Raw genomic sequence first — 21,467 nt, 5'->3', positions numbered from 1 at the left:
GCCGTGGAGCCCCGCCGCACGGCGGGGACGCGTCCGGTCTCACACCCCCCGGATGGGTCCGGCGGTCACACCGGGAGCAGGATGGTGGCAGCATTGACCGGAGACCGCGGTCGAAGTGAGGGGATAGATGGAACGCATGAGCAGGTTCTCCCAGTGGCTGCGCCGTCCCAGGGGAGCGGGCGGCGATACGGGCACGGGGGCGGCCCTCGCGGCCGCCCGCGAGGAGCTGCTCCTGGCCGCGGCCGCCGCGGGGTATCCCCTGGCCCCCGCCGCGCACCCTTCCGGGTACGGCTGTTCGTGTGAGCGCATCGGCTGTCCCACCCCGGGCCGGCACCCCGTCTCCTTCGCCTGGCAGACCCTCGCCACGACCGACCCCGAGAAGGTCACCAAGTGGCTGCGCGCCCAGCCGGAGGCGAACTTCATCACCGCCACCGGCATCGCGCACGACGTGCTCGACGTACCGGCCGAGGCGGGCCGGCAGGCCCTGGCCCGGCTGGAGGAGGCCGGCGTGGATGTCGGCCCCGTCGCCACCGTCACCCCCGACCGCATGCTGTTCTTCACCGCCACCCGCGGCACCCCGGACGACGAGGACGAGTGGTGGCCCTGCGAGCTGGACAGCCATCCCGAGACGATGGACGAGCATCCGGGGCTGCGCTGGCACTGCCGGGGCAGCTATGTGCTGCTGCCGCCGTCACAGCTGCCCGATGACGGCAAGGTGGCCTGGCTGGCCGGCCCGGAGCGGCCGCTGCCCGATCCGCTGACACTGCTGGAAGCCCTCACCGACGCCTGCGCGCAGTACGTGGGGGACCGCCCCGACCACGATCATCACGACTCCGCCGCCTGGCCGATCGGCCGCTAGAGCCTCAAGCCTGTCCGGCGGACCGGTTTGCGCTGAGCCCGGCCGCCTCAAGCCTGTCCGGCGATTGAGGACGCGCCCGCAGGGCGCTCGCCGCCGCAGGCGGCCAGACGAAGCCCGCCGGCCAGGCAACCGGCTATTCGCCCTTCGCGCCCGTCAGGCTCTCGATGCGGTTGAGGAAGACGACGCGGCGGTCCGCCGACTTCGCCGGGACCTTCACCGCCGACTCCGAGACCCGCACGAAGGTGACCGCGCGCTTGAGGTCGCCGGACAGCAGGGCCTTCGTGCGCCGCTCGGTAAGCGTGGGCCGCAGGCCCTTGGCCATGGTGCGCTTCTCCCGGTGGTGCGCGGTGAAGAACACCAGCGCCCCACCGTCGTCGGTGCGCAGCGCGAACGAGGGGAAGCCGGGGGCCCGCTCGGGGGTGTCGATGAACTCGGTCCAGTAGTTCGGGGTCCGCACCCGCTTGCCCCGGTCCTCGCGGAGCACCGAGGTCGCCTTGCCCGGGGCGAAGACCGAACCCCGGCCGGTGCGCAGATAGTCCGTGTACGCCGTGCTCACCGCGGCGGGGTCCGTCCGCAGGCCCGCGGCCGCGCCCGACTTGCCGTCCGAACCGCCCGCGGCCGGTACCGGCTCGGCCCAACCGTCCTTGTCGGTGGCGAACTTCGGTATCTCGTGGTCGCTGAGGATCGACAGATACGCGGCCTTCCACGGCTCCTTCGCCGCCGCGCGCGTGAACACCACGAACCAGCGGTTCTTGTCGCGGTTGCTCCGGGCGTCCGCCACGAAGAACTTCGGCCACCCCGCCATTTTGGGGATGGTGAAGCGGGCGTCGGCCAGCGTCAGGGCGGGATAGCCGGGGTTGCCGTCCGGGGTCGCCGCCCGCTGGGCCGCGAGGTCGGCCTTGCCGATCTCGGCCAGGGCACCGGTCTCGACCCGCTCCACGGCGGCCGGGTCGAGCTTGCGGTACGCCTCGTTGTAGCCCTCGGTGAAGCGCTCCAGGACCTTCGGGGCCTCAGCCCTGCTCACCGACGGGATGATCTCCCGTTCGCCGTGCACCGTCATGCATCCGGTCGCCGTCAGCAGCGTCGTCGCCGCCAGAGCTGTGAACAGTCGACGGGGCAACCGGCGTCTCATCGCGCTTCGACTCCTTGGGGGCTGCTTGGGACGGCGCAACCCTACCCGGGGCGAAGAAGAAGACAAGGGTGGGGACCAGATACAGCGCCCACACCGCGACCTGGACCCACGTCGGATCCGGCTGGAAGTTGAAGATGCCCTTGAGCAGCGTGCCGTACCAGCTGTCGCTCGGGATCTGGTCGCTGACGTCGAAGGCCCGGTCGTGCAGCCCCGGCAGGAACTCCGCCTCCTGCAGATCGTGGAAGCCGTAGGCGAGCACGCCCGCCGCCACGACGATCAGCATCGCGCCGGTCCACGTGAAGAACTTCGCCAGGTTGATCCGCACCGCGCCGCGGTAGAACAGCCAGCCCAGCACCACCGCGGTGAGCAGCCCCAGCACCGCGCCGACCAGTGGCCGCACCCCGTCGTCCGTGGCCTCCACCGCGGTCCAGATGAACAGCGCGGTCTCCAGGCCCTCGCGGCCCACCGCCAGGAACGCCGTGACGACCAGGGCGGTCGTGCCCATCGCCAGTGCCGCGTCCAGCTTGCCGTGCAGCTCCCGCTTCAGATGCCGCGCCGTGCGCCGCATCCAGAAGACCATCCACGTCACCAGGCACACCGCGACGATCGACAGCGAGCCGCCCAGCAGCTCCTGCGCCTCGAAGGTCATGGTCCGGGAGCCGAACTGCAGCAGCGCCCCGAAGGCCATGCTGAGCAGCACGGCGGCGCCGATGCCGAGCCAGATGGGCAACAGCGCGTCCCGGCGCCCGGTCTTCACCAGGTAGGCGACGAGGATGCAGACGACCAGGCTGGCCTCCAGACCCTCGCGCAGGCCGATCAGGTAGTTGCCGAACACGCGGCTTCCCCTTCCGTTTCCGTAGAGAGACCGCCGGTCACGCCGTCGGTCACGAGAAGAGCGCCTTGCCCCACCAGTCGTCCTTGTCCCGGACGCCCGGTGGCACGGCGAAGACCGCCGAACCCACGTGCTGGATGTACTCGTTGAGCGCGTCGCTCCGCGAGAGACGGGTCTGCACCGGCACGAAGCCGTCGCGCACATCGCGCTGGTAGGCCAGGAAGAACAGGCCCGCGTCCAACCGGCCCAGCCCGTCCGTGCCGTCGGTGAAGGAGTACCCGCGGCGCAGGATCGTCGCCCCGCCGTTGCTGTCGGGGTGGGCGAGGCGCACGTGCGCGTCCGGCAGCATCGCCTTGAGGTTCGGCTCGTCGCGCTCGCGCTGCTTGCCCTGCGGGGCACCCTCGACCTTGTCGCGGCCGAAGATGTCCTCCTGCTCCTTGAGCGAGGTCCGGTCCCAGGTCTCGATGTGCATCCGGATGCGGCGGGCGACGAGATAGGACCCGTCGACCATCCACTCCGGTCCGTCCTTCTCGCCGACCCACACGTGCTGGGCGAGGGCCTTGGTGTCGGTGCCCGAGATGTTCCGGGTGCCGTCCTTGAAGCCCAGCATGTTGCGCGGGGTCTGCGCGTCGGGCGTCGTCGAGGACGTCTTGCCGAAGCCGAGCTGCGACCAGCGGATCGCGACCTTGCCCATGCCGATCCGGGCGAGGTTTCGGATCGCGTGCACCGCGACCTGCGGGTCGTCCGCGCAGGCCTGGACGCACAGATCGCCGCCGCTGCGGGCCGCGTCGAGATTGTCGCCGGGGAAGACGGGCAGATCGATCAGGGCCTTCGGCCGCCGGGACTTCAGCCCGAAGCGGTCCTTGCCGTCCTTCTCGAAGAGACCGGGCCCGATGCCGAAGGTCAGCGTCAGCCGGGAGGGCTTGAGGCCGAGTGCCTCGCCGGTGTCGTCCGGCGGTGCCTCCGGCTGGGTGCCGGCCGTGCCCTCGCCGACCTCGTGCCCGGCGGTCATGAGCGCGGCGGCCGCGGTCCACTCCTTGAGCAGGGTGATCAGCGCGGTACGGTCACCGGTCGTCACGTCGAACGCCGCGAAGTGCAGCCGGTCCTGGACGGCCGTGGCGATGCCCGCCTGGTGGGGGCCGTGGAAGGGCACCGCGTCACCGCTCAGGGCGGCCGGCTGGGCGTCGCCGCCGGTGCGCAGCGCGGCCGCGGTGCCGCCGGCGGCGACGGCACCGAGCGCGAGCCCGGCACCGCCCCAGCCGAGCAGCGAACGGCGCGAGGGCGCTGCCCCCGGCTTCGCGGTGGTTTCCGCGGTGGTGTCCGCGGTGGTCTCTTCCGGCATCCCGGGCCCCCTACTTGGCGACGGCGGCGGCGAGCTTGGACAGCGGCTCGGCGAGCGCGTTGACCGCGTCGGAGAGCTTCTTGCGGTCGTCCTTGCCGACGGTGTCGGTGTCGTACGACTTGAAGCCGTCACCCTCGCGGTACTCGTCGAGCAGCTTCTTCAGCGCGGCGAACTGCTTGTCCAGCTCCTTGGTGAGCGCCGCGTCGTTCTTCGCGGCGACCGGCTTCAGCAGCTCGTAGGACTTCTCGGCGCCCTCCACGTTGGCGTGGAAGTCGACCAGGTCGGTGTGGCTGTAGCGCTCCTCCTCGCCGGTCACCTTGCCGGTGGCCACCTCGTCCAGCAGCTCCTTGGCGCCGTTGGCCATGCTGGTCGGGGTGATGTCGGCGGTGCCGACGCGCTTCTGCCAGTCCTTGAGGTCGGCCATCAGCTGGTCGGCCAGCTTCTTGTCGTCCTCAGTGATCTTCTTGGCGTCCCACAGGGACTTCTCCAGCTTGTGCCAGCCGGTCCACTTCTGGCCCTTCTCCAGGCCGTCCTCGCGGACGTCGACCTTCGGGTCGATGTCGCCGAAGGACTCGGCGACCGGCTCGGTGCGCTCCCAGCCGATGCGGGAGGGGGCGTAGAGCTTCTTCGCCTCGTCGAGGTCGTCCTTCTTGACCGCGTCGACGAACTTCTGGGCGGCGGGAATGGTCTCCTCGGCCTGCGTCAGGACGTACTTGCGGTACTCCGCGACGGCCTTGTCCAGCTCCGGGTCGCGCTTCTTCGGCGCACCGCCGCCGGTGGCGGTGACCTTCTGCCGGATGCCGTCGCCCTTCATGCCGGGCTTGCACGCGATCTCGTACGAGCCGGCCTTGATCTCGGCGGCGATCTCCACCTTGGTGCCGGGGCCTATGTTCTCCCGCTCGGTCACGATGCGGTCGCCCGGGGCGTAGACGTAGACCTCGGTGACCTTGTCGCCCTTGTTCTGGACGGCGAGCTTCACATGGCCGGCCGGGAAGGACGACTTGGAGACCTCGCACGCGTCGTCGGAGGCCGTGACCTTGATCGCGTCGGAGCCCTCGGCGTCCGACTTCTCGGCGCAGCCGGACACGGCGGTCAGGGCCACCACGGCCGAGACGGCGGCGACGACGGAGGAGCGGAGGACGCGCATGGAAGCTCCAGGCTTGGCTCGGACGGGGCGAGAACAGTACGGAAACAGGCAGGGCCAAATTAAGCCGCCCCAACTTATCTGAGGCTTGCCTAAATAGTTCCCACGGGGGCCGTGATCCTGCTCTCACGGGGCAAAGGCTCATCGATCCCGGCACGGGATCACCAGGGGCCCGCCGGTTCGCGGATGCGGAATCACTTCTACCGGTTGTTGGTATACACGACCGAGCAGCTCCGGCGCGAAGATACGACCGGGCGGTCCGTCGGCGGCGACGCGGCCCTCGTGCAGCACGGCCACTCGGTCCGCGTAGGCGCCGGCGAGCCCGAGGTCGTGCAGGACGACGACCACCGCGGCCCCGGCGGCGGCCCGCTCCCGGCAGATCCTCAGCACCAGTTCCTGGTGGCGCAGGTCCAGCGCGGCCGTCGGCTCGTCGAGCAGCAGCACCGGGGTCCGTTGCGCGAGGACCCGGGCGAGCGCGACCCGGGCCCGCTCGCCCCCAGAGAGCGCCGAGAACGGCCGGGCGGCGAAACCGGTCACCTCCGTCACGGCCATCGCCGCCCGTACCGCCTCCTCGTCCTCGTCCTCCGCGGCCGTCCCCGCCCAGGGCGCCCGCCCCATCCGTACGACCTCCTCGACCGCGAACGGGAACGACAGCGCCGCCGACTGCGGCAGCACGGCCCGGCGCAGCGCCAGTTCACCGGCCGACCACGTCAGGGCGGGCCGGCCGTCGATCCGCACCTCACCCGACTCGGGCGTCAGATCGCAGGCGAGCGCGGCCAGCAGCGTCGACTTCCCGGCGCCGTTCGGCCCGACGAGCGCCAGCACCTCGCCCGCGGCGACGCGCACATCGACCCCGTCCAGGACGGTGCGGGCGCCCAACCGCAGCCTGACGCCCCGGGCTTCGGCCAGCACGGTGCCCGGCGGCACGGGGGCCGGCAGTCGGCGGGTACGGGAGGCGAAGAGGGAGCGGAGCACGGTCGCCGTCCTAGTGGTGGGCGGGTGGTGAGGAGCAGTCACGCCCATCCCCCCTGTTTGCGTCGTGTCTTCCTCAACAGCCAGAAGAAGAAGGGGCTGCCGAACAGAGCCGTCAGGACGCCCAGTGGCAGCTCCGCCGGCTGGGCGGCCGTGCGGGCCGCGAGGTCGGCGGCGACGAGGACGAGCGCGCCGCCCAGGGCGCTGCCCGGCACGAGGAAGCGGTGGGCGGGGCCCGCCGCCATGCGGAGCAGGTGCGGGACCAGCAGGCCGACGAAGGAGATGATGCCGGCCACCGCGACCGCCGCGGCCGTCAGCAGCGCGACGACCAGGACCAGGACGAGACGCAACCGTTCGACGTCCACCCCCAGATGCCGGGCGGGGCGCTCGCCGAGCGCGAGCAGATCCAGCTTCCGCGCGTACAGCGGCGCCACGACCAGCCCGGCCAGCGCGCATGGCAGCACCGCGAGCACCTTCGGCCAGGTCGCCTGCGCGAGCGAGCCGAGCTGCCAGAAGGTGATCTGCGTGAGCTGCGCGTTGTCGGCGAAGAAGATGAACAGGCCGATGAGCGCGCCCGCGAAGGCGTTCACCGCGATGCCCGTGAGGATGAGGGTGACCACCTCCGTCCGGCCGCCCGATCGCGACAGCGTGTAGACGATCAGGACCGTGGCCAGCCCGGCGACGAACGCGCAGGCCGTCACCGTCCAGGTGCCGAGGAAGTTCAGCCCCAGCGCGATCGCGCCGACCGCCCCGACCGCCGCGCCCGCCGAGATGCCGATGACACCGGGCTCGGCGAGCGGATTGCCGAACACACCCTGCATCAGTGCCCCGGCACAGCCCAGCGACGCCCCCACCAGCAGCGCGAGCACCAGACGCGGCAGCCGGACGTTCCACAGCACGCTCTCGCCGACCCGGTCCAGCGCGGCTCCGCCGAGGCCGAGCCGGTGCGCCACCGACGACAGGACGTCATCGACCGGGATCCCGTACGCGCCGACGCCCGCCGAGAACAGACAGAGCAGCAGCAGAGCCGCGGCCATGGCGCAGACGAGCACGGGGGCGCGGCCGCGGCGGCGGGCGGGCTGCCCGGCGGGGGCGGCCGGATCGGCGGCCCTGGCCAGTACAGCCATGTCACTTGCCTCCGGAGTGGATCTGCCGGACAAGGGAGCCGAGCACCTCGTCCGTGCGCGGGCCGAAGTTGAGGAGCACCCCGTCGTCGACGGAGGCGATCCGGCGGTCCATGCCCGCCGGGGTCTCCCCGACCCCGGGGATCTTCACCAGGCCGTCCACGCCGCCGACGGAGTCGAGCCCCTTCGTCATCACGAGGATCACCTCGGGTGCGGCCTTGACGAGGGCCTCGCTCGTGATGGGGGTGAAGTCCTTCTTCAGCCCCGACTCCTTGCCCGCGTCGATGCCGCCCGCCGCCTCGATGAGCGAGTCGGCGCCGGAACCCGCGCCGCCCAGGAGGTAGACGGCGGCGGAGCCGCGCAAGTAGAGGAAGGCGACGCGGGGCTTCTTGCCGTCGCCCTGCGGGATGCCCTTCTTCGCCACCCCCAGCCGCTGCTCGGTGCGCCGGCGCAGCTCGTCGCCCGCGGCGCGGACACCGAGCGCGGCGGCCACCTTGTCGATGCGGGTGCCGACGTCGTCGAGCTTCTTCGCCGGGTCGAGGACGACGAGGGGGATACCGGCGGCGCGGATCTGGCCGATGGCCTCGGCGGGCCCGTTGGTGGTTTCGGCCAGCACGAGGGTGGGCTTGAGGGACAGCACGCTCTCCGCGGAGACATCGTGCGCCCGGGTGACCACGGGCAGCTTCCGCGCCTGCTCGAACGTGGCGGTGACGTCCCGGCCGACGACGTCGCCACCGAGACCGAGGGTGAAGACGATCTCCGAGAGCGAGCCGGTCAGGGGCACGATCCGGGCCGTGGAGCGCACGGTGACCTCGCGTCCGTCGGCGCCCCGGACGGTGACGGGCAGCTGCGGCCGGGGCTGCTCCGCGAGGGGTTCGACCCGGTCGGCCGCCGCCTTCCGCTTGCCCCCGGAGTCGCCGCCGCCCCCCGAATCACCCGCCGGACCACAGCCGGTGAGCCCTCCAACAATGGCCAGAAGTGACAGCAGTGCGGCGAGTACACCGATATGGCGTGGGGTACGTACCGGTGTACCCGCGGACTGCCGTTGAAGCACGGTTCCTGCCTTTCGCTCCGGCCGGGGGTTTCCGACCTGATGGGACGTAGCTTAGGTTAGCCTTACCTAAATCGCCACGGCCCCTCGCGTCGAGGATGCGCTGCGCGATGTCTGCCGTCCTGCCCGGAAGGGGCCCTTCGATGCTGCCCTCCAGACCCGCCCGCGCACCTGTGACCGTGCTCCTCGCGGTGCTGTCGGCGGTCCTGCTGCCCCCGGCCGTCGCACGGGCGGCGGAGCGCCACGAGGTCTCCGGCGGGCGCCTGGACTGGGGCATCAAATCCTCCTTCCAGAGCTATGTCACCGGGCCCGTGGCGCAGGGCAGTTGGGAACTCCGAGAGGGCGCGGCGACCGTCGGCGACAGCCGGTTCCGCTTCCACTCCGCCCGGGGTTCCTACGACCCGGACACCGGCGACTTCGAGGCGGGCTTCTCCGGGGCCGTGCACTTCACCGGTCACAAGAAGCCGGACGGCTCCCATGAACTCGACCTCACCATCAGCCGCCCCACGGTCCGTATCAAGGGCGGCAACGGCACCCTCCATGCCGACATGACCAGCAAGGCGAAGGGGACGGGCCGAGTCACGACGGCCACCGACGTCCCCTTCGCCTCGCTCGACCTCACCGGTGTGAATCTGCGCGGCGGCGGCACCGCCGTCACCCTCGCCGGCATCCCCGCCACGCTCACCGCGCGCGGCGCCGAGGCCTTCGCCGGCTACTACACCGCCGGCACGCCCCTCGACCCCGTCGCCCTCTCGGCCGACGTCGTCGCCGCGAAGCCGACCCCGAGCGCCGCCCCCTCCGCCACCGAGGAGGAGAAGGAAAAGCCCTCCGCCAAGGGCGACTTCACGGGCGCGGCCGTCGACTGGGGCGTCCGCCGTACGTTCCGTGAGTACGTCACCGGCTCCATCGCGCAGGGTTCCTGGAAGCTGGGCGACGGCGCGCAGGACGGCGGGGCGCTGTTCCGCTTCCCGCACGGCAAGGGCTCCTACGACCGCGGGTCCGGCGACGACGCGCCCCCCGCGCTCGACGCGGCCTTCGCGGGCACCCTCCGCTTCACCGGAAAGGACCTCGACCTCGCGCTGAGCGGGGTCCGGGTCGCGGTGAAGGACGGCAAGGGCACCCTGACGGCGGACGTGACCCGGGGCGGGGCGAGCCCGGAGAAGGCCGTCGCGCTCGTCACCTTCGACGCCGGGAAGCTCACGGAGAAGGACGGGCTCGCCTCCGTCACCGAGGCCCCGGCGAAGCTCACGGCCGCCGGTGCCAAGGCGTTCGGCGGCATGTACCAGGAGGGCGCCGACATGGATCCCCTCTCGCTCGCCGTCCCCCTCGACGCCACGGCGAAGCTGCCGCCCCTGCCCGACCTCGGCAGCGGACCGAAGCCCTCCCGGGAGGCCGGGGCGAAGCCCCGGACCGAGCCCGTGGCCGAGGCCGGCCCGTCGTCCTCCTTCCCCGTCCTCCCGGTCACCGCGGCGGGCGCCGGCGCCCTGCTCGTGGCGGCCGTGACCGTCGCCGTGGTGCGCAAACGCCGCGCCACGGCCGCCGCCTCGTCCCCCTCCCCGGCCGAGCCGCCGGCCCCCCGGGCCTGACCTGCCCGGTCCACGCGGCGCGACCCGTCATTCACCCCCGTACAAGAGGAGAGAACCCACGATGACCGTCACCTCACGCCGCTCCCGCGGCGGCAAGCGCAGCGCGCTCGCCCTCGCGGTCACCGCCGCCACCGCGACGGTCCTCGGGGCCACCGCCCTGACGGTGCCCGCCCACGCGGCCCCGGCACCGGACGCGCCGAAGCTGGACCTCAAGGACGGCACGCTGGAATGGGGCGTGAAGGAATCGTTCCGCGGTTACGTCACCGGCCCCATCGGCGGCGGCAGAATCGAGGTCGCCGACGGTGCGAAGCAGGCCGCCGGCAACGGCGCCTTCACCTTCACCGACGGCACGGGCACCTACGACACCTCCACCCACGCCGTCGCCACCACCTTCAAGGGCAGCGTCCGCTTCCTCGCGCACGCCAAGGGCGATGCCTGGGAGCTCGACCTCAAGCTCGCCGACCTGAAGCTGTCGACGCAGGGCAGGACCGGCAGCATCACCGCCGACGTCACGGCCGCGGGCAAGACCGAGAACGACGTCGCGATCGCCTCGCTCGACCTGTCCGCCGTCCGGCCGGGCGGCGGCGCGGGCGGTGCCATGACGTTCGCCAATATCCCCGCGAAGCTGACGGCGGGCGGCGCGAAGGCCTTCGCCTACCACAAGGACGGCAAGGTCACCGAGTTCTACAAGGAGGGCCAGGCCCTCGACCCGGCGACCCTCACGGTGAAGGCGGCCGGCGGCGGACAGCAGCCGTCCCCGAAGCCCACGCCGACGAAGCAGCCGTCACCGAAGCCGACCGTCCAGCCCACGCCGAGCGCCACGCCCACCGTCAAGCCGACGCGGAAGCCCGGCGGCTCCGGCAACGTCCTCGACGGCAACCTCGACTGGGGCGTGAAGAAGTCCTTCCGCGACTACGTCACCGGCCCGATAGCGGGCGGCAAGGCCGAACTCTCCGCCGGTGCCGTGAAGTCCGGCGACGGCTACCGCTTCCCCAAGGGGCGCGGCACCTACGACGCGAAGGCGTCCTCCCTCGACGCGAACTTCACCGGCGCGGTCCGCTTCACCGGCCACGAGGGCCAGTTGGACCTCAAGTTCAGCGACCTCAAGGTGAAGGCGAACGGCACCACCGGCACGCTGCTCGCCGACGTCTCCGCCAAGGCGCGCGCCACGGGCAAGGTCACCAGGACCGACGACATGCCGGTGGCCAAGCTCAAGCTCCCCGCGGGCGCCCTCAAGGCCAGGAACGGTGTCGTCTCCCTCTCCGCCGTCCCGGCGACCCTGACCGCCCAGGGCGCGAAGGCCTTCGACAACATGTACAAGGAGGGCCAGGCCCTCGACCCGCTGACCGCCGCCGTCACCATCGACAAGAGCGCGAAGCTCCCGGGAGGCGGCACGGGCACGAGCTCCGTCGCCACCGGCACGACCGGCGGCTCCGGCGGGGTCACGGGCGGCACCGGCACCGCCGCCCTCGCCGCGACCGGCGCCGACACCCCCACCGGCCCGCTGCTCGGCGGGGCCGGGGCGCTGCTCCTCGCGGGCGGCGCAGCGGTCTACGCCGCGCGGCGCCGGCAGACGCCGCAGGCCTGACACCCGGCGGCGCACCTTCCGCTGCACGGCGGTGACCTCAAGCGCCGGACGGGCCGCAATGCAGCCCGTCCGGCGCCTGAGGACACAACACAGCAGCGCGTCCGGCGCCTGAGGACACAACACAGCAGCCCGTCCGGCGAGGCCTACGCGCTCAGCGGGAACTCCCGGCCCAGCTCCTGGAAGACCGCCGTGTTCAGCGCGAAAGCGCGCTTGCACTCGTCCACCACGCGCTGCTTCTCCAGGTCGTCGACCGGCAGCGCGTCCAGCAGCTCGCGGTACTCGCGCTTGAAGGCGGCGGGGTTGCCGATGGCCTCGAAGACGTAGAAGCGGACGCCGTCGCCCTTGCGGGCGAAGCCCCAGGTCTTCTCGGCGGTGCCGCGGACGATCTGGCCGCCGGACAGATCGCCCAGATAGCGCGTGTAGTGATGGGCGACGTAGCCGGCGGGCCAGGTGCGGGCGCACTCCTCGACCCGGGCCGCGTAGGCCGCCGTCGCGGGCAGCGGCGCGAGCCCCGCCTGCCAGCCGGGTCCGCCGAGGTGGGCGAGGTCGCGCTCCAGCTGGGCGGTCCGGGCCAGCTCGGGCCGTATGAACGGGCCGGCGACGGGGTCGGCGGCCAGCAGGGCCGACGCGGACTCCAGGGCGCGGTAGACGAACCAGAGCTGTTCGGTGTAGCGGCGGTAGGCGGCGACACCGAGCCTGCCGCCGAGCATGTCGCTCATGAACGACGAGTTCTCGGCTTCCGTGTGCTGCTCGTGCGAGGCGGTACGGATCAAGGTGGAGAACGGCGTCGTGACGGGCGAGTCCAAGGCGGACCTCCGGTGACGGAGAGGGCGGGAGGGGACGATGCCGGGGGCGCGCGAGCACGCCGACACCGCCGATTCTCTCTAGTTAGGCTTACCTAAGTCAATCTTTTCCCGACGTGCTGTCGGGAAAACCCTACCGCCCCCGGCCGCGCTACGGCAGGGTGAGGATTTCCGCTCCCGTGTCGGTCACCACCAGTGTGTGTTCGAACTGGGCCGTGCGCTTGCGGTCCTTCGTGACGACGGTCCAGCCGTCCGCCCACATGTCGTACTCGTACGTCCCGAGGGTGAGCATCGGCTCGATCGTGAACGTCATGCCCGGCTGGATCAGCGTGTCGTGGTGGGGGCTGTCGTAGTGCGGGACGATCAGGCCGGAGTGGAAGGACGAGTTGATGCCGTGACCGGTGAAGTCACGCACGACGCCGTAGCCGAAGCGCTTGGCGTAGGACTCGATGACCCGGCCGATGACATTGATGCGGCGGCCGGGCTTGACCGCCTTGATGGCCCGGTTCAGCGCCTCACGGGTGCGCTCCACGAGCAGCCGCGACTCCTCGTCCACGTCGCCGCAGAGGTAGGTGGCGTTGTTGTCGCCGTGCACGCCGCCGATGAACGCCGTCACGTCGAGGTTCACGATGTCGCCGTCGCGCAGCACCGTGGAGTCCGGGATGCCGTGACAGATGACCTCGTTCACGGACGAGCACAGCGACTTGGGGAAGCCGCGGTAGCCGAGCGTCGAGGGGTAGGCGCCGTGGTCGCACATGTACTCGTGCGCGACGCGGTCCAGCTCGTCCGTCGTGACGCCGGGGGCGATGTGCTTGGCCGCCTCCTCCATCGCCCGCGCGGCGATGCCGCCGGCGATCCGCATCAGCTCGATCGTTTCGGCGTCCTGGATCTCGGGGCCGGAATAGGGGGTGGGGGCGTCCTTACCGACGTACTCGGGCCGCGGGATCGAGGCGGGGACGGGGCGGGCGGGGGAGAGGGTCCCCGGGGTGAGAAGCGACTGGCCAGACATGTCAGCGAGTGTAGCCAGCGGCTTTCGGGGAGCATGTGGTCGAGCACCCACGCTGGAGGAGAGACCTGATGGCACTGTTCAAGCGGCGCACGGCCGGCAAGCCCGGTGAGTGGTACTACTGCCTCAAGCACGGCACGGTGGAGGAGGGCCCCCAGTGCCGGGCCGCCGACCGCTTCGGCCCGTACGAGACGCGCGAGGAGGCGGCCCACGCGATGGAGACGCAGCGCGAGCGCAACGAGGAGTGGCGCGAGGACCCCCGCTGGAACGACGGGGACAGGGACGGGGACAGGGACGGGGACGGCGACAAGAAGGCGTGACCATCAGCCTTTGAGTCCGTCCGGCGTTCGAGGACCGGGGCCCGGGGCGGAGCCCCGGGCCCCGGTTCGTGGCTACGCCGCCTTCACCACATCCGCGCGCGCCGCGCGCATCCGCACCGCGTGCTCGTCCGTCCGCTCGTCGTACGACATCAGCTTCGGCAGCGTCAGGGCCAGCAGCCCCACCGAGGCGACGCACGCCAGACCGCCCGCCCACACCGAGGTGCGGACGTTCGTCAGGGTCGCCATGCCGCCCGCGCGGACCTGGCCGAGCTGGGGGCCGACCGAGTACGAGAGCAGTTCGATGCCGGCGAGGCGGCCGCGCAGCTCGTCCGGGATCGTCTGGTCCCAGATCGCCGAGCGGAAGAGTCCGCTCACCATGTCGCAGCCGCCGGCCACGGCCAGGAACACCAGCACCAGCCAGATGTTGTGCATCCAGCCCGCCAGCGCCATCGCCAGACCCCAGCCGCCCGCCGCCAGCACCACCATCCGGCCGTGCCGGTGGATGCGCGACACCCAGCCGCTGGTCAGGCTCACCACGAGCGAACCCACCGAACCGGCCGCGTACATCAGGCCCAGCGCCCAGGGGGCGTCCAGGTCGTCGGCCAGGAACGGGAAGATCGCGGTGGGCATGGCGAAGAACATCGCCGCCATGTCGACCGCGTACGTACCCAGCAGCTCCTTGCGGCGCCACGCGTAGCGCGCGCCCTCCAGGACGCCGCGCAGCGACGGCTTGTCGGCGTCGTGGGAGGCGGGCGAGGCGGCGAGGCCGACGGTGAGGGCGAGCGAGACCGCGTAGGACACGATGTCCAGGACGTACGCCCAGGGCAGCCCGGCGAAGGTGATGATCACGCCGGCCAGGGACGGGCCCGCGATGGCGCCGATCTGCCAGCGCATCGAGTTCAGGGCGATGGCGGCGGGCAGCTGCTCGTGCGCGACGATCCGCGGCACGATCGCCTGCAGCGCCGGACGCTGGAGCCCGGTCAGCGCGCTGACCAGCGCGGCCACCACGTACAGCGGCCAGATCATGGGGTGCGGCAGCAGGGTGTTGAGCAGCAGGATCCCGGACAGGACACCGAGCCCGGCCTCGGTCCACAGGATCAGCTTCCGCCGGTCCATGGCGTCGGCGAGCGCGCCGCCGTAGAGACCGAAGACGATCAGCGGCACGAGTTCGACGGCGCCGACCGCGCCGACCGCGAGTGCCGAGCCGGTCAGCTCCTTGAGCTGCAGCGGTACCGCGATGAAGGTCAGGGAGCTGCCGAAGACCGTCACCAGCCCCGCCAGCCACATCCGGCGGAAGTCGGGGGAGGCGTGCCAGGGGGTCAGATCGGGCAGCAGGGCGCGCAGTCCGCGGGAGGGGGGCTCGGAGGGAGCCGGGGGTTCGGAGGGGGGATGGTGCTCGGTCACGGGGGACCATGGTCCACGCCAGGACGAATGGGAGCAAACGAGTTTTCGGGTCGCCGCCACCGGTCGCCGCTGCCGACGGGTCGCTACCAGCGGGTCGGCGGCGGTGCGGACAGCTGCTCCGCGAGCCGGGCGAGCCGGTCGAGGAAGCGGTGGCGACCGCGCGGCGCGGGCGGCGCGTTCTCCCCGGCGGCGGCGCTGACCAGGTGCTGCACGGTGTCGAGATCGAGCTCCGCCGCGGCCGGCACGGGCAGCGCGTCGTGGGCGAGCGCGCGCAGGTCGCGGCCCTCGTCGCCGTCCGCGCCGTCCAGGGCGAGCACGGTCGCCCCGCCGCGCCGCGCGTCGTGCACCCGCTCCAGCAGCCCCTCGCCGGGCTCCTCGGCCGTCACCACCAGCAGCGTCTCGCCGCGCCGCGCGGCCTCCAGCCGGCCCAGCCCGACCGCCAGATGAGCGGGGACGCCGTCCGGTACCCGGTGCCGGACGAGCGTGGGGGACAGCTCCGGCAGCCCGGACCAGGCGGCCTCGTCGTCCAGGTGCGCGGCCAGGTGCCACGGCTCGTACCGCGGGCTGCCGACGAGGAGCAGCCCGCCGCCGTGCCGGGTGACCGAGGTCCGTAACGTCCCCGCGAAGTGACGCGTGGTGCGTAACCACTCGGTCCCGGCGAGCGCTTCGCGCAGCAGCGCGACCCGTACGGCGTCCATGCGCCCGCATCCTGCCGCAACCGTCGCGCGGGCAACGCGCGTTACGCGGCGCCTCACCCGTACGGGCGGCCGGGCCGGCGGCCGTCCGTACCGGGTACCGGGAATACCGGGACCACGGGGAACACGCTTCGACGGCAGGCCTCGCCGGAGGGGAAAAGACAGCGTGACAGTATCGCTGTCATGACTACTCCTGATGACGTGAAGAAGGCCCCCGCCAAGGCCCCTTGGGACCTCCCCGACGTTTCCGGCCTCGTCGTCGGCGTGCTCGGCGGCACCGGTGACCAGGGCCGCGGCCTCGCCTACCGGCTGGCCAAGGCCGGCCAGAAGGTGATCATCGGTTCCCGTGCCGCCGACCGGGCACAGACCGCCGCCGAGGAGCTCGGCCTGGGCATCGAGGGCGCCGACAACGCCGAGTGCGCGCGGCGCAGCGACGTCGTGATCGTCGCCGTGCCGTGGGACGGCCACGCCAAGACCCTCCAGTCGCTGCGCGCGGACCTCGTCGGGAAGCTCGTCATCGACTGCGTCAACCCGCTCGGCTTCGACAAGCAGGGCGCCTACGCCCTCAAGCCGGAGGAGGGCAGCGCCGCCCAGCAGGCCGCCGCCCTGCTGCCCGAGTCGCGCGTCACCGCCGCCTTCCACCACCTGTCCGCCGTGCTGCTCTCCGACCCGGAGATCGCGGAGATCGACACCGATGTGATGGTGCTCGGCGAGAAGCGGGCCGACACGGACATCGTCCAGGCCCTGGCCGGCCGCATCCCCGGTATGCGCGGCGTCTTCGCCGGGCGGCTGCGCAACGCCCACCAGGTGGAGTCCCTGGTCGCCAACCTGATCTCCGTGAACCGCCGCTACAAGGCGCACGCGGGCCTGCGGGTCACGGACGTCTGAGCCGCCCGGGGGCGTGGGGGACACCTGGGAGATAATGGGCGGGATCCACGCACACGCGTCCGCCGGACCAGGAGCCGCCCCCATGCCCCGCCTCGCCCTCTACGCCATCGCCGTCTGCGCCCTCGCGCTCGCGGCGGCCGTCGTCTCCTTCGCGCGGGGCAGCTGGCTCGGCGTCATCTGGATCCTGCTGCTCGGCGTCTCGTCGAACATCGCCTGGTACTACGTGCGCAAGGAGAAGAACGACCGGGCCGCCGAGCAGGCCGGCAGCGCGGGGTGAGTGGTCTCACAGACCGACGTCGACCGAGGTGAGCGGCGGGATGTCCGGCGTTCTCTGCCAGAAGCGGAACAGCTCCTGGCCCCAGTAAGTGTCCCACTCGGTCACCCCCAGGCCGCGCAGAATCGCGTCGATCATGTCGAAGAAGGCGTGGTTGACCCCGGGGATCCACAGGAAACCGAAGACCGCGATCAGCCCGAACGGCGCGAAGGGCTCCACCTGCCGCCGCAGCTTGTGCGACAGCCACGGCTCGATCACCCCGTAGCCGTCCAGGCCGGGCACCGGCAGGAAGTTCAAGATCGCGGCTGTCAGCTGGAGCAGGGCCAGGAAGCCCAGCGCGTAGCGGAAGTTGTCCGGCACCCCGTCCAGGGCGTCCAGCCAGAACGGCGCGCTGACCACGGCCGCGAACAGCACGTTCGTCAGCGGGCCCGCCGCCGAGACCAGGCTGTGCTTCCAGCGCCCCCGGATGCGGTGCCGCTCGATGAACACGGCGCCGCCGGGCAGGCCGATCCCGCCCATGATCACGAAGATCACCGGCAGCACGATGCTGAGCAGCGCGTGCGTGTACTTCAAGGGGTTCAGGGTCAGATAGCCCTTGGCGCCGATCGAGATGTCCCCGCCGTGCAGGGCCGTGCGCGCGTGCGCGTACTCGTGGAGACAGAGCGAGACGATCCAGCCCGAGACGACGAACAGGAAGACGGCGAAGCCGGGGCTGGCCGAGAAGTCCGTCCACACCGCCCATATGGAGACCGCCATGATGGCGACGAGGGCGAGGAAGACGGGGCTCACGCGCGCCTCGCCGCGGGTCGCTGTGGATGCCATACCTGATGCTCCTGTGAATCGGGGTGGTACCGCCGGGCCGGTGGGGGACGGCCCGGGGCGTACGGACGGTACCGGGCGACGTTACTTGCTCGCCCCGGCGTGGCGTACCGCCTTGTACGCGCCGGGTGAGAATGGGTCCGTGCGCTATGGCATTCTCGGCACCACCCAGGCCCATTCCGCCGACGGCCGGACCACCGCCCTCGGCGGCTCCCGGCTGCGCGGCCTCCTCGCCGCGCTGGCCCTGCACCCCGGCCGGCCCCGGCCCGCCGAAGCGCTGATCGACGAGGTCTGGGGCGACGCGCCGCCCGCCGACGGCCCGGGCGCGCTGCAGGCGCTCGTCGGGCGGCTGCGGCGGGCGATCGGCCACGAGGCGGTGGACCTCGTGGCCGGTGGCTACCGGCTGCGGGCCGAGCCCGACGACGTCGATCTGCACCGCTTCCGCCGGCTCGCCGACGAGGGAGCCCGCGCCCTCGACGACGGCGACCCCGCCAAGGCCGCGGTCCTGCTCGACGACGCCCTCGCGCTGTGGCGCGGCCCGGCCCTCGCCGACCTCCCGGACTCAGGCGCCCTGGCCGTCCGCCACGAGGCCCGTCGCCTCGACGCCCGCCGCCACCGCGCCGCCGCGGCGATCGCCCTCGGCGACGCGGCGGCGGTCCTGCCCGAGCTCGCCGACCTCTGCGACGCCCACCCCCTGGACGAACCCCTCCAGGCCCTCCGGCTCCGCGCCCTGCGCGCCGCTGGCCGCCCGGCCGAGGCCCTCGCCGCGTACGAGCGGATCCGCACCTCCATAGCCGACCGGCTCGGCACCGACCCCGGCCCGGAACTGCGCGCCCTGCACACCGAACTGCTGACGCCCGAGCCGTTGCCCGAGGTGGCTGCCGAGGGGGACCCGACGCGGGGCGGGACGCGGCGAGTCGCCGGACCCGGTGCGGGAGCGGACCGGGGACCGGGCACCCGCGAGGCGGCGACGCCCGACGGGGCGGGTGGCGCCTACGGGGCCGGGACGCCCGTACCGGCACCGCCCGTGCTCCCGCCGCTCGGCAATCTGCGCGCCCGGCACACCTCCTTCGTCGGCCGGGAGGACGAGCTCGCGCTGATCCGGGGGGATCTGGCGCGGTACCGGCTCGTCACCCTGCTGGGGCCCGGCGGGGCCGGGAAGACGCGCCTGTCGCAGGAGGCCGCCGAGGCCGCCGCGCGGGCGGACGGGGCCTGGCCCGACGGGGTGTGGTTCGCGGAGCTCGCGCCCGTCGACGACGGCGGCACCGTGCCCGAGGCCGTGCTGACCGCGCTGGGGGCCCGCGAGACCGTCGTGCGGGGCACCGCCGCCGAGGGGCTGCGGGCCGCGACCGACGCGACCGCGCTCGACCCGTCGGCACGGCTCGCCGAGCACTGCGCGCGCCGCCGCATGCTGCTCGTCCTCGACAACTGCGAGCACGTCATCGACGCCGCCGCCCGGCTCGCCGAGACGCTCCTCGCCCACTGCCCCGGCGTCACCGTCCTCGCCACCAGCCGCGAACCGCTCGCCGTACCCGGCGAGTTGGTCCGGCCCGTCGAACCCCTGCCCGACCCCGTCGCCCTGCGGCTCCTCGCCGACCGGGGCGCCGCCGCACGCCCCGGATTCCTGCTCGACGACGACCCCGAGGCGTGCGCCGAGATCTGCCGCCGCCTCGACGGCCTGCCGCTCGCCATCGAGCTCGCCGCCGCCCGGCTGCGGCTGCTCACCCCCCGCGGCCTCGCCGACCGCCTCGACGACCGCTTCCGGCTGCTCACCTCCGGCAGCCGCACGGTCCTGCCGCGCCAGCAGACGCTGCGCGCGGTCGTCGACTGGTCGTGGGACCTCCTCACCGGCCCCGAGCGCGCCGTGCTGCGCCGGCTGGCGGTCTTCGCAGGCGGCTGCGACCTGTCCGCCGCCGAGGAGGTGTGTGCCGCCGACGGCCCCGACGCCGTCCACGGCCGGGACGTCGCCGCGCTGCTCGGCTCCCTCGTCGACAAGTCGCTGGTGGTCGCGGCGCCCGCCGCCGACGGCCAGATGCGCTACCGGCTGTTGGAGACCGTGGGGGAGTACGCCGCCGAGCGGCTGGACGAGGCGGGGGAGCGGGCCGCCGCGGAGCGACGGCACCTGGTGGCCTACCGCGAACTGGCCCGCACCGCCGACCCCTTGCTGCGCGGCCCCGAGCAGCGGGCCTGGCTGGAGCGGCTGGAGCGGGAACACGACAACATGCGGACCGCGCTGCGGCACGCCGTCGCGGCGCGGGACGAGCACGAGGCGCTGTGCCTGGTGCTGTCCCTGGGCTGGTTCTGGCAGCTGCGGGACCACCGCACCGACGCCCGGACCTGGGCCGAGGCGGCGGCCGCGCTCGGCCCCGACCCCTTCGCGGCGCCCGTGGCCCCGGCCCCGCCGCTGCTCGTCCCGTGCACGGCGGCGCCGCCGCCGATGCCGCCGGACCTGCTGGAGGAGGCCCGGCGCGGGGTGCGACTGGTGGCGCTGTCCAACATGGAGAGCGACATGCGGGTGTTCGAGGACCCCGCCATGCAGACCCGGCTGCGCGGCATCGTCGAGGCCTACGGGGGAGGGCAGCCGCAGAACTGCCGCGTCCCGGGCATGGCGTGGATCTACGCGGCCCTGCTGACCGGTCACGCCGAGAACCTCTACACGATGATCGACGAGGGGGTGGAGCGCTGCCGCCGACTCGGCTACGACTGGGAACTGGCCAACGCGCTCCAATTGCGCGCCAAGCTCTTCAACGACAGCGCGAACCGGTCCGCGCAGGGGGCCCGGGACGCCGACGAGAGCCTGGAGATCTTCCGTCGTATCGGTGACTCCTGGGGCGTGGCCGAGGCGTTGTCCGGGCGCGGCGAGGCACGCGAACGGCGCGGCGAGTACGAGCTGGCGGCGGAGGACTACCGGGAGGCCATCGACAGCGTCCGGGCGCTGGGATCGACCGCCATGGTGCCGATGCTGCGCGGCCGTCTCCTCGAGGTGCGCACGGAGGCGGGGCTCGTCGACGCGGAGGAGGTCAAGCGCACGCTCCACGACATTATCGGGGAGGCGCAGCGGGTCAGCCCCGACGCCGCTCTCTTCGCCCGTCTCCAGCTCGGGGTGCGGCTCGCCCAGCACGGTGACACCGCGGCGGCGCGCGAGGTCCTCGAAGCACTGGAGGCGGAGTTCGAGGGCCGCGCCATCGAGATCCTCGCGAGCACGATCTGCGGGCTGGTCGCCTGGGTCGACACCCTTCAGGGCCGCCCGGCCGAGGCGCTGCCGAGGCTGCGCAGGGCGCTGGCGCACGGGTCCGAGCCCCTGTCCCAGCTGATCGCACCGCACCTGGTGATGGTGCAGTTGCTGTACGCCGCCCACGCCCACATCGCGATCGGCGGCGAGGAGCACGCGCTGACGGCGGCCCGGCTGCTCGGCGCCAGTGTCGCGCTGCGCACCCCGGGCGTCCATGTCGCGTCCATCGAGCGGGAGGTGCGGGCGGAGACGGAGACCGCGACGCGCGCCGCCCTGGGCGACGTGGCGTACGAGCGGGCGTACGCCGAAGGCGGCGGCCTCACGCTGGAGGAGGCCACCGCCCTCGTATGACGCGCCCCCCGGACGCCCCCTGGCACCGCCGGCTCGGCCGTGCCG

The 21,467-nt window shown here is 72.9% G+C and carries 19 protein-coding genes; 7 read left to right on the top strand and 12 right to left on the bottom strand.

The annotated features are described in order from the left end of the window. Nucleotides 1-127: 127 nt before the first annotated feature. Nucleotides 128-859, top strand: a complete 732-nt coding sequence (locus tag AB8O64_RS10655; protein WP_356455725.1) for a bifunctional DNA primase/polymerase — start codon at nt 128-130, stop codon at nt 857-859. A 133-nt stretch (nt 860-992) separates the two neighbouring features. Here the strand turns inward: AB8O64_RS10655 and AB8O64_RS10650 are convergent, their stop codons facing one another. From AB8O64_RS10650 to AB8O64_RS10620, 7 genes are all read right to left on the bottom strand, one after another. Continuing rightward, nucleotides 993-1,883 carry a hypothetical protein gene (locus tag AB8O64_RS10650; RefSeq protein ID WP_370418914.1) on the bottom strand — a complete coding sequence of 297 codons (891 nt, stop codon included), beginning with the start codon at nt 1,881-1,883 and terminating at the stop codon, nt 993-995. Continuing rightward, nucleotides 1,870-2,826, bottom strand: coding sequence for an iron uptake transporter permease EfeU (gene efeU, locus AB8O64_RS10645; RefSeq protein WP_370418913.1), 957 nt, complete (start codon nt 2,824-2,826; stop codon nt 1,870-1,872). Before efeU ends, AB8O64_RS10650 begins: the two co-directional genes overlap by 14 nt. A gap of 49 nt (nt 2,827-2,875) precedes the next feature. Continuing rightward, on the bottom strand, nt 2,876-4,165 hold the full coding sequence (efeB, locus tag AB8O64_RS10640) for an iron uptake transporter deferrochelatase/peroxidase subunit (protein WP_370418912.1): 1,290 nt from the start codon (nt 4,163-4,165) through the stop codon (nt 2,876-2,878). A 10-nt stretch (nt 4,166-4,175) separates the two neighbouring features. Next, on the bottom strand, nt 4,176-5,312 hold the full coding sequence (gene efeO, locus AB8O64_RS10635) for an iron uptake system protein EfeO (protein ID WP_370418911.1): 1,137 nt from the start codon (nt 5,310-5,312) through the stop codon (nt 4,176-4,178). 138 nt (nt 5,313-5,450) lie between these two features. Then, nucleotides 5,451-6,332 (bottom strand): heme ABC transporter ATP-binding protein, encoded by an 882-nt coding sequence (locus AB8O64_RS10630; RefSeq protein WP_370418910.1) that lies wholly within the window; start codon nt 6,330-6,332, stop codon nt 5,451-5,453. Next, on the bottom strand, nt 6,323-7,408 hold the full coding sequence (locus AB8O64_RS10625) for a FecCD family ABC transporter permease (RefSeq protein WP_370418909.1): 1,086 nt from the start codon (nt 7,406-7,408) through the stop codon (nt 6,323-6,325). Before AB8O64_RS10625 ends, AB8O64_RS10630 begins: the two co-directional genes overlap by 10 nt. Before the next feature lies 1 nt (nt 7,409). Beyond that, on the bottom strand, nt 7,410-8,459 hold the full coding sequence (locus AB8O64_RS10620; RefSeq protein ID WP_370418908.1) for a hemin ABC transporter substrate-binding protein: 1,050 nt from the start codon (nt 8,457-8,459) through the stop codon (nt 7,410-7,412). Between the two features lie 140 nt (nt 8,460-8,599). On the opposite strand from AB8O64_RS10620, the gene AB8O64_RS10615 reads away from it, so the two are divergent. Continuing rightward, nucleotides 8,600-10,042: an HtaA domain-containing protein gene (locus tag AB8O64_RS10615; RefSeq protein WP_370418907.1), complete on the top strand. Its 1,443-nt coding sequence runs from the start codon at nt 8,600-8,602 to the stop codon at nt 10,040-10,042. A gap of 61 nt (nt 10,043-10,103) precedes the next feature. After that, entirely contained in the window at nt 10,104-11,630 is a 1,527-nt protein-coding gene (locus AB8O64_RS10610) for an HtaA domain-containing protein (protein WP_370418906.1), read from the top strand. Between the two features lie 143 nt (nt 11,631-11,773). Here the strand turns inward: AB8O64_RS10610 and AB8O64_RS10605 are convergent, their stop codons facing one another. Both AB8O64_RS10605 and map read right to left on the bottom strand, forming a co-directional pair. Then, entirely contained in the window at nt 11,774-12,436 is a 663-nt protein-coding gene (locus AB8O64_RS10605; RefSeq protein ID WP_370418905.1) for a heme oxygenase (biliverdin-producing), read from the bottom strand. Nucleotides 12,437-12,584: 148 nt separating this feature from the next. Further along, entirely contained in the window at nt 12,585-13,442 is an 858-nt protein-coding gene (gene map, locus AB8O64_RS10600) for a type I methionyl aminopeptidase (protein WP_356455745.1), read from the bottom strand. Nucleotides 13,443-13,510: 68 nt separating this feature from the next. Between map and AB8O64_RS10595 the strand changes: the two genes are divergently transcribed. Then, nucleotides 13,511-13,759: a hypothetical protein gene (locus tag AB8O64_RS10595; RefSeq protein WP_370418904.1), complete on the top strand. Its 249-nt coding sequence runs from the start codon at nt 13,511-13,513 to the stop codon at nt 13,757-13,759. A gap of 72 nt (nt 13,760-13,831) precedes the next feature. Here the strand turns inward: AB8O64_RS10595 and AB8O64_RS10590 are convergent, their stop codons facing one another. Both AB8O64_RS10590 and AB8O64_RS10585 read right to left on the bottom strand, forming a co-directional pair. Next, nucleotides 13,832-15,163 (bottom strand): MFS transporter, encoded by a 1,332-nt coding sequence (locus AB8O64_RS10590; RefSeq protein ID WP_370418903.1) that lies wholly within the window; start codon nt 15,161-15,163, stop codon nt 13,832-13,834. Nucleotides 15,164-15,246: 83 nt separating this feature from the next. Beyond that, nucleotides 15,247-15,861, bottom strand: a complete 615-nt coding sequence (locus AB8O64_RS10585; RefSeq protein WP_370418902.1) for a hypothetical protein — start codon at nt 15,859-15,861, stop codon at nt 15,247-15,249. Nucleotides 15,862-16,041: 180 nt separating this feature from the next. On the opposite strand from AB8O64_RS10585, the gene npdG reads away from it, so the two are divergent. Together npdG and AB8O64_RS10575 are read left to right on the top strand one after the other, a co-directional pair. After that, entirely contained in the window at nt 16,042-16,746 is a 705-nt protein-coding gene (gene npdG, locus AB8O64_RS10580) for an NADPH-dependent F420 reductase (RefSeq protein WP_370418901.1), read from the top strand. 82 nt (nt 16,747-16,828) lie between these two features. Further along, the gene (locus AB8O64_RS10575; protein ID WP_356455752.1) at nt 16,829-17,023 is read left to right on the top strand and encodes a hypothetical protein; all 195 of its coding nucleotides are present in this window, start codon (nt 16,829-16,831) and stop codon (nt 17,021-17,023) included. Between the two features lie 6 nt (nt 17,024-17,029). Here AB8O64_RS10575 and AB8O64_RS10570 read toward each other — a convergent pair whose 3' ends face one another. Then, complete coding sequence (locus AB8O64_RS10570) at nt 17,030-17,842, bottom strand: site-2 protease family protein (RefSeq protein ID WP_370418900.1); 813 nt, start codon at nt 17,840-17,842, stop codon at nt 17,030-17,032. Nucleotides 17,843-17,981: 139 nt separating this feature from the next. Between AB8O64_RS10570 and AB8O64_RS10565 the strand changes: the two genes are divergently transcribed. Continuing rightward, the gene (locus AB8O64_RS10565) at nt 17,982-21,422 is read left to right on the top strand and encodes a BTAD domain-containing putative transcriptional regulator (protein WP_370418899.1); all 3,441 of its coding nucleotides are present in this window, start codon (nt 17,982-17,984) and stop codon (nt 21,420-21,422) included. Nucleotides 21,423-21,467 lie beyond the last annotated feature (45 nt).

The organism is Streptomyces sp. QH1-20 (assembly GCF_041283565.1).
GTDB lineage: Bacteria > Actinomycetota > Actinomycetes > Streptomycetales > Streptomycetaceae > Streptomyces > Streptomyces syringius.
This window is presented reverse-complemented; position numbering and strand designations above follow the sequence as displayed.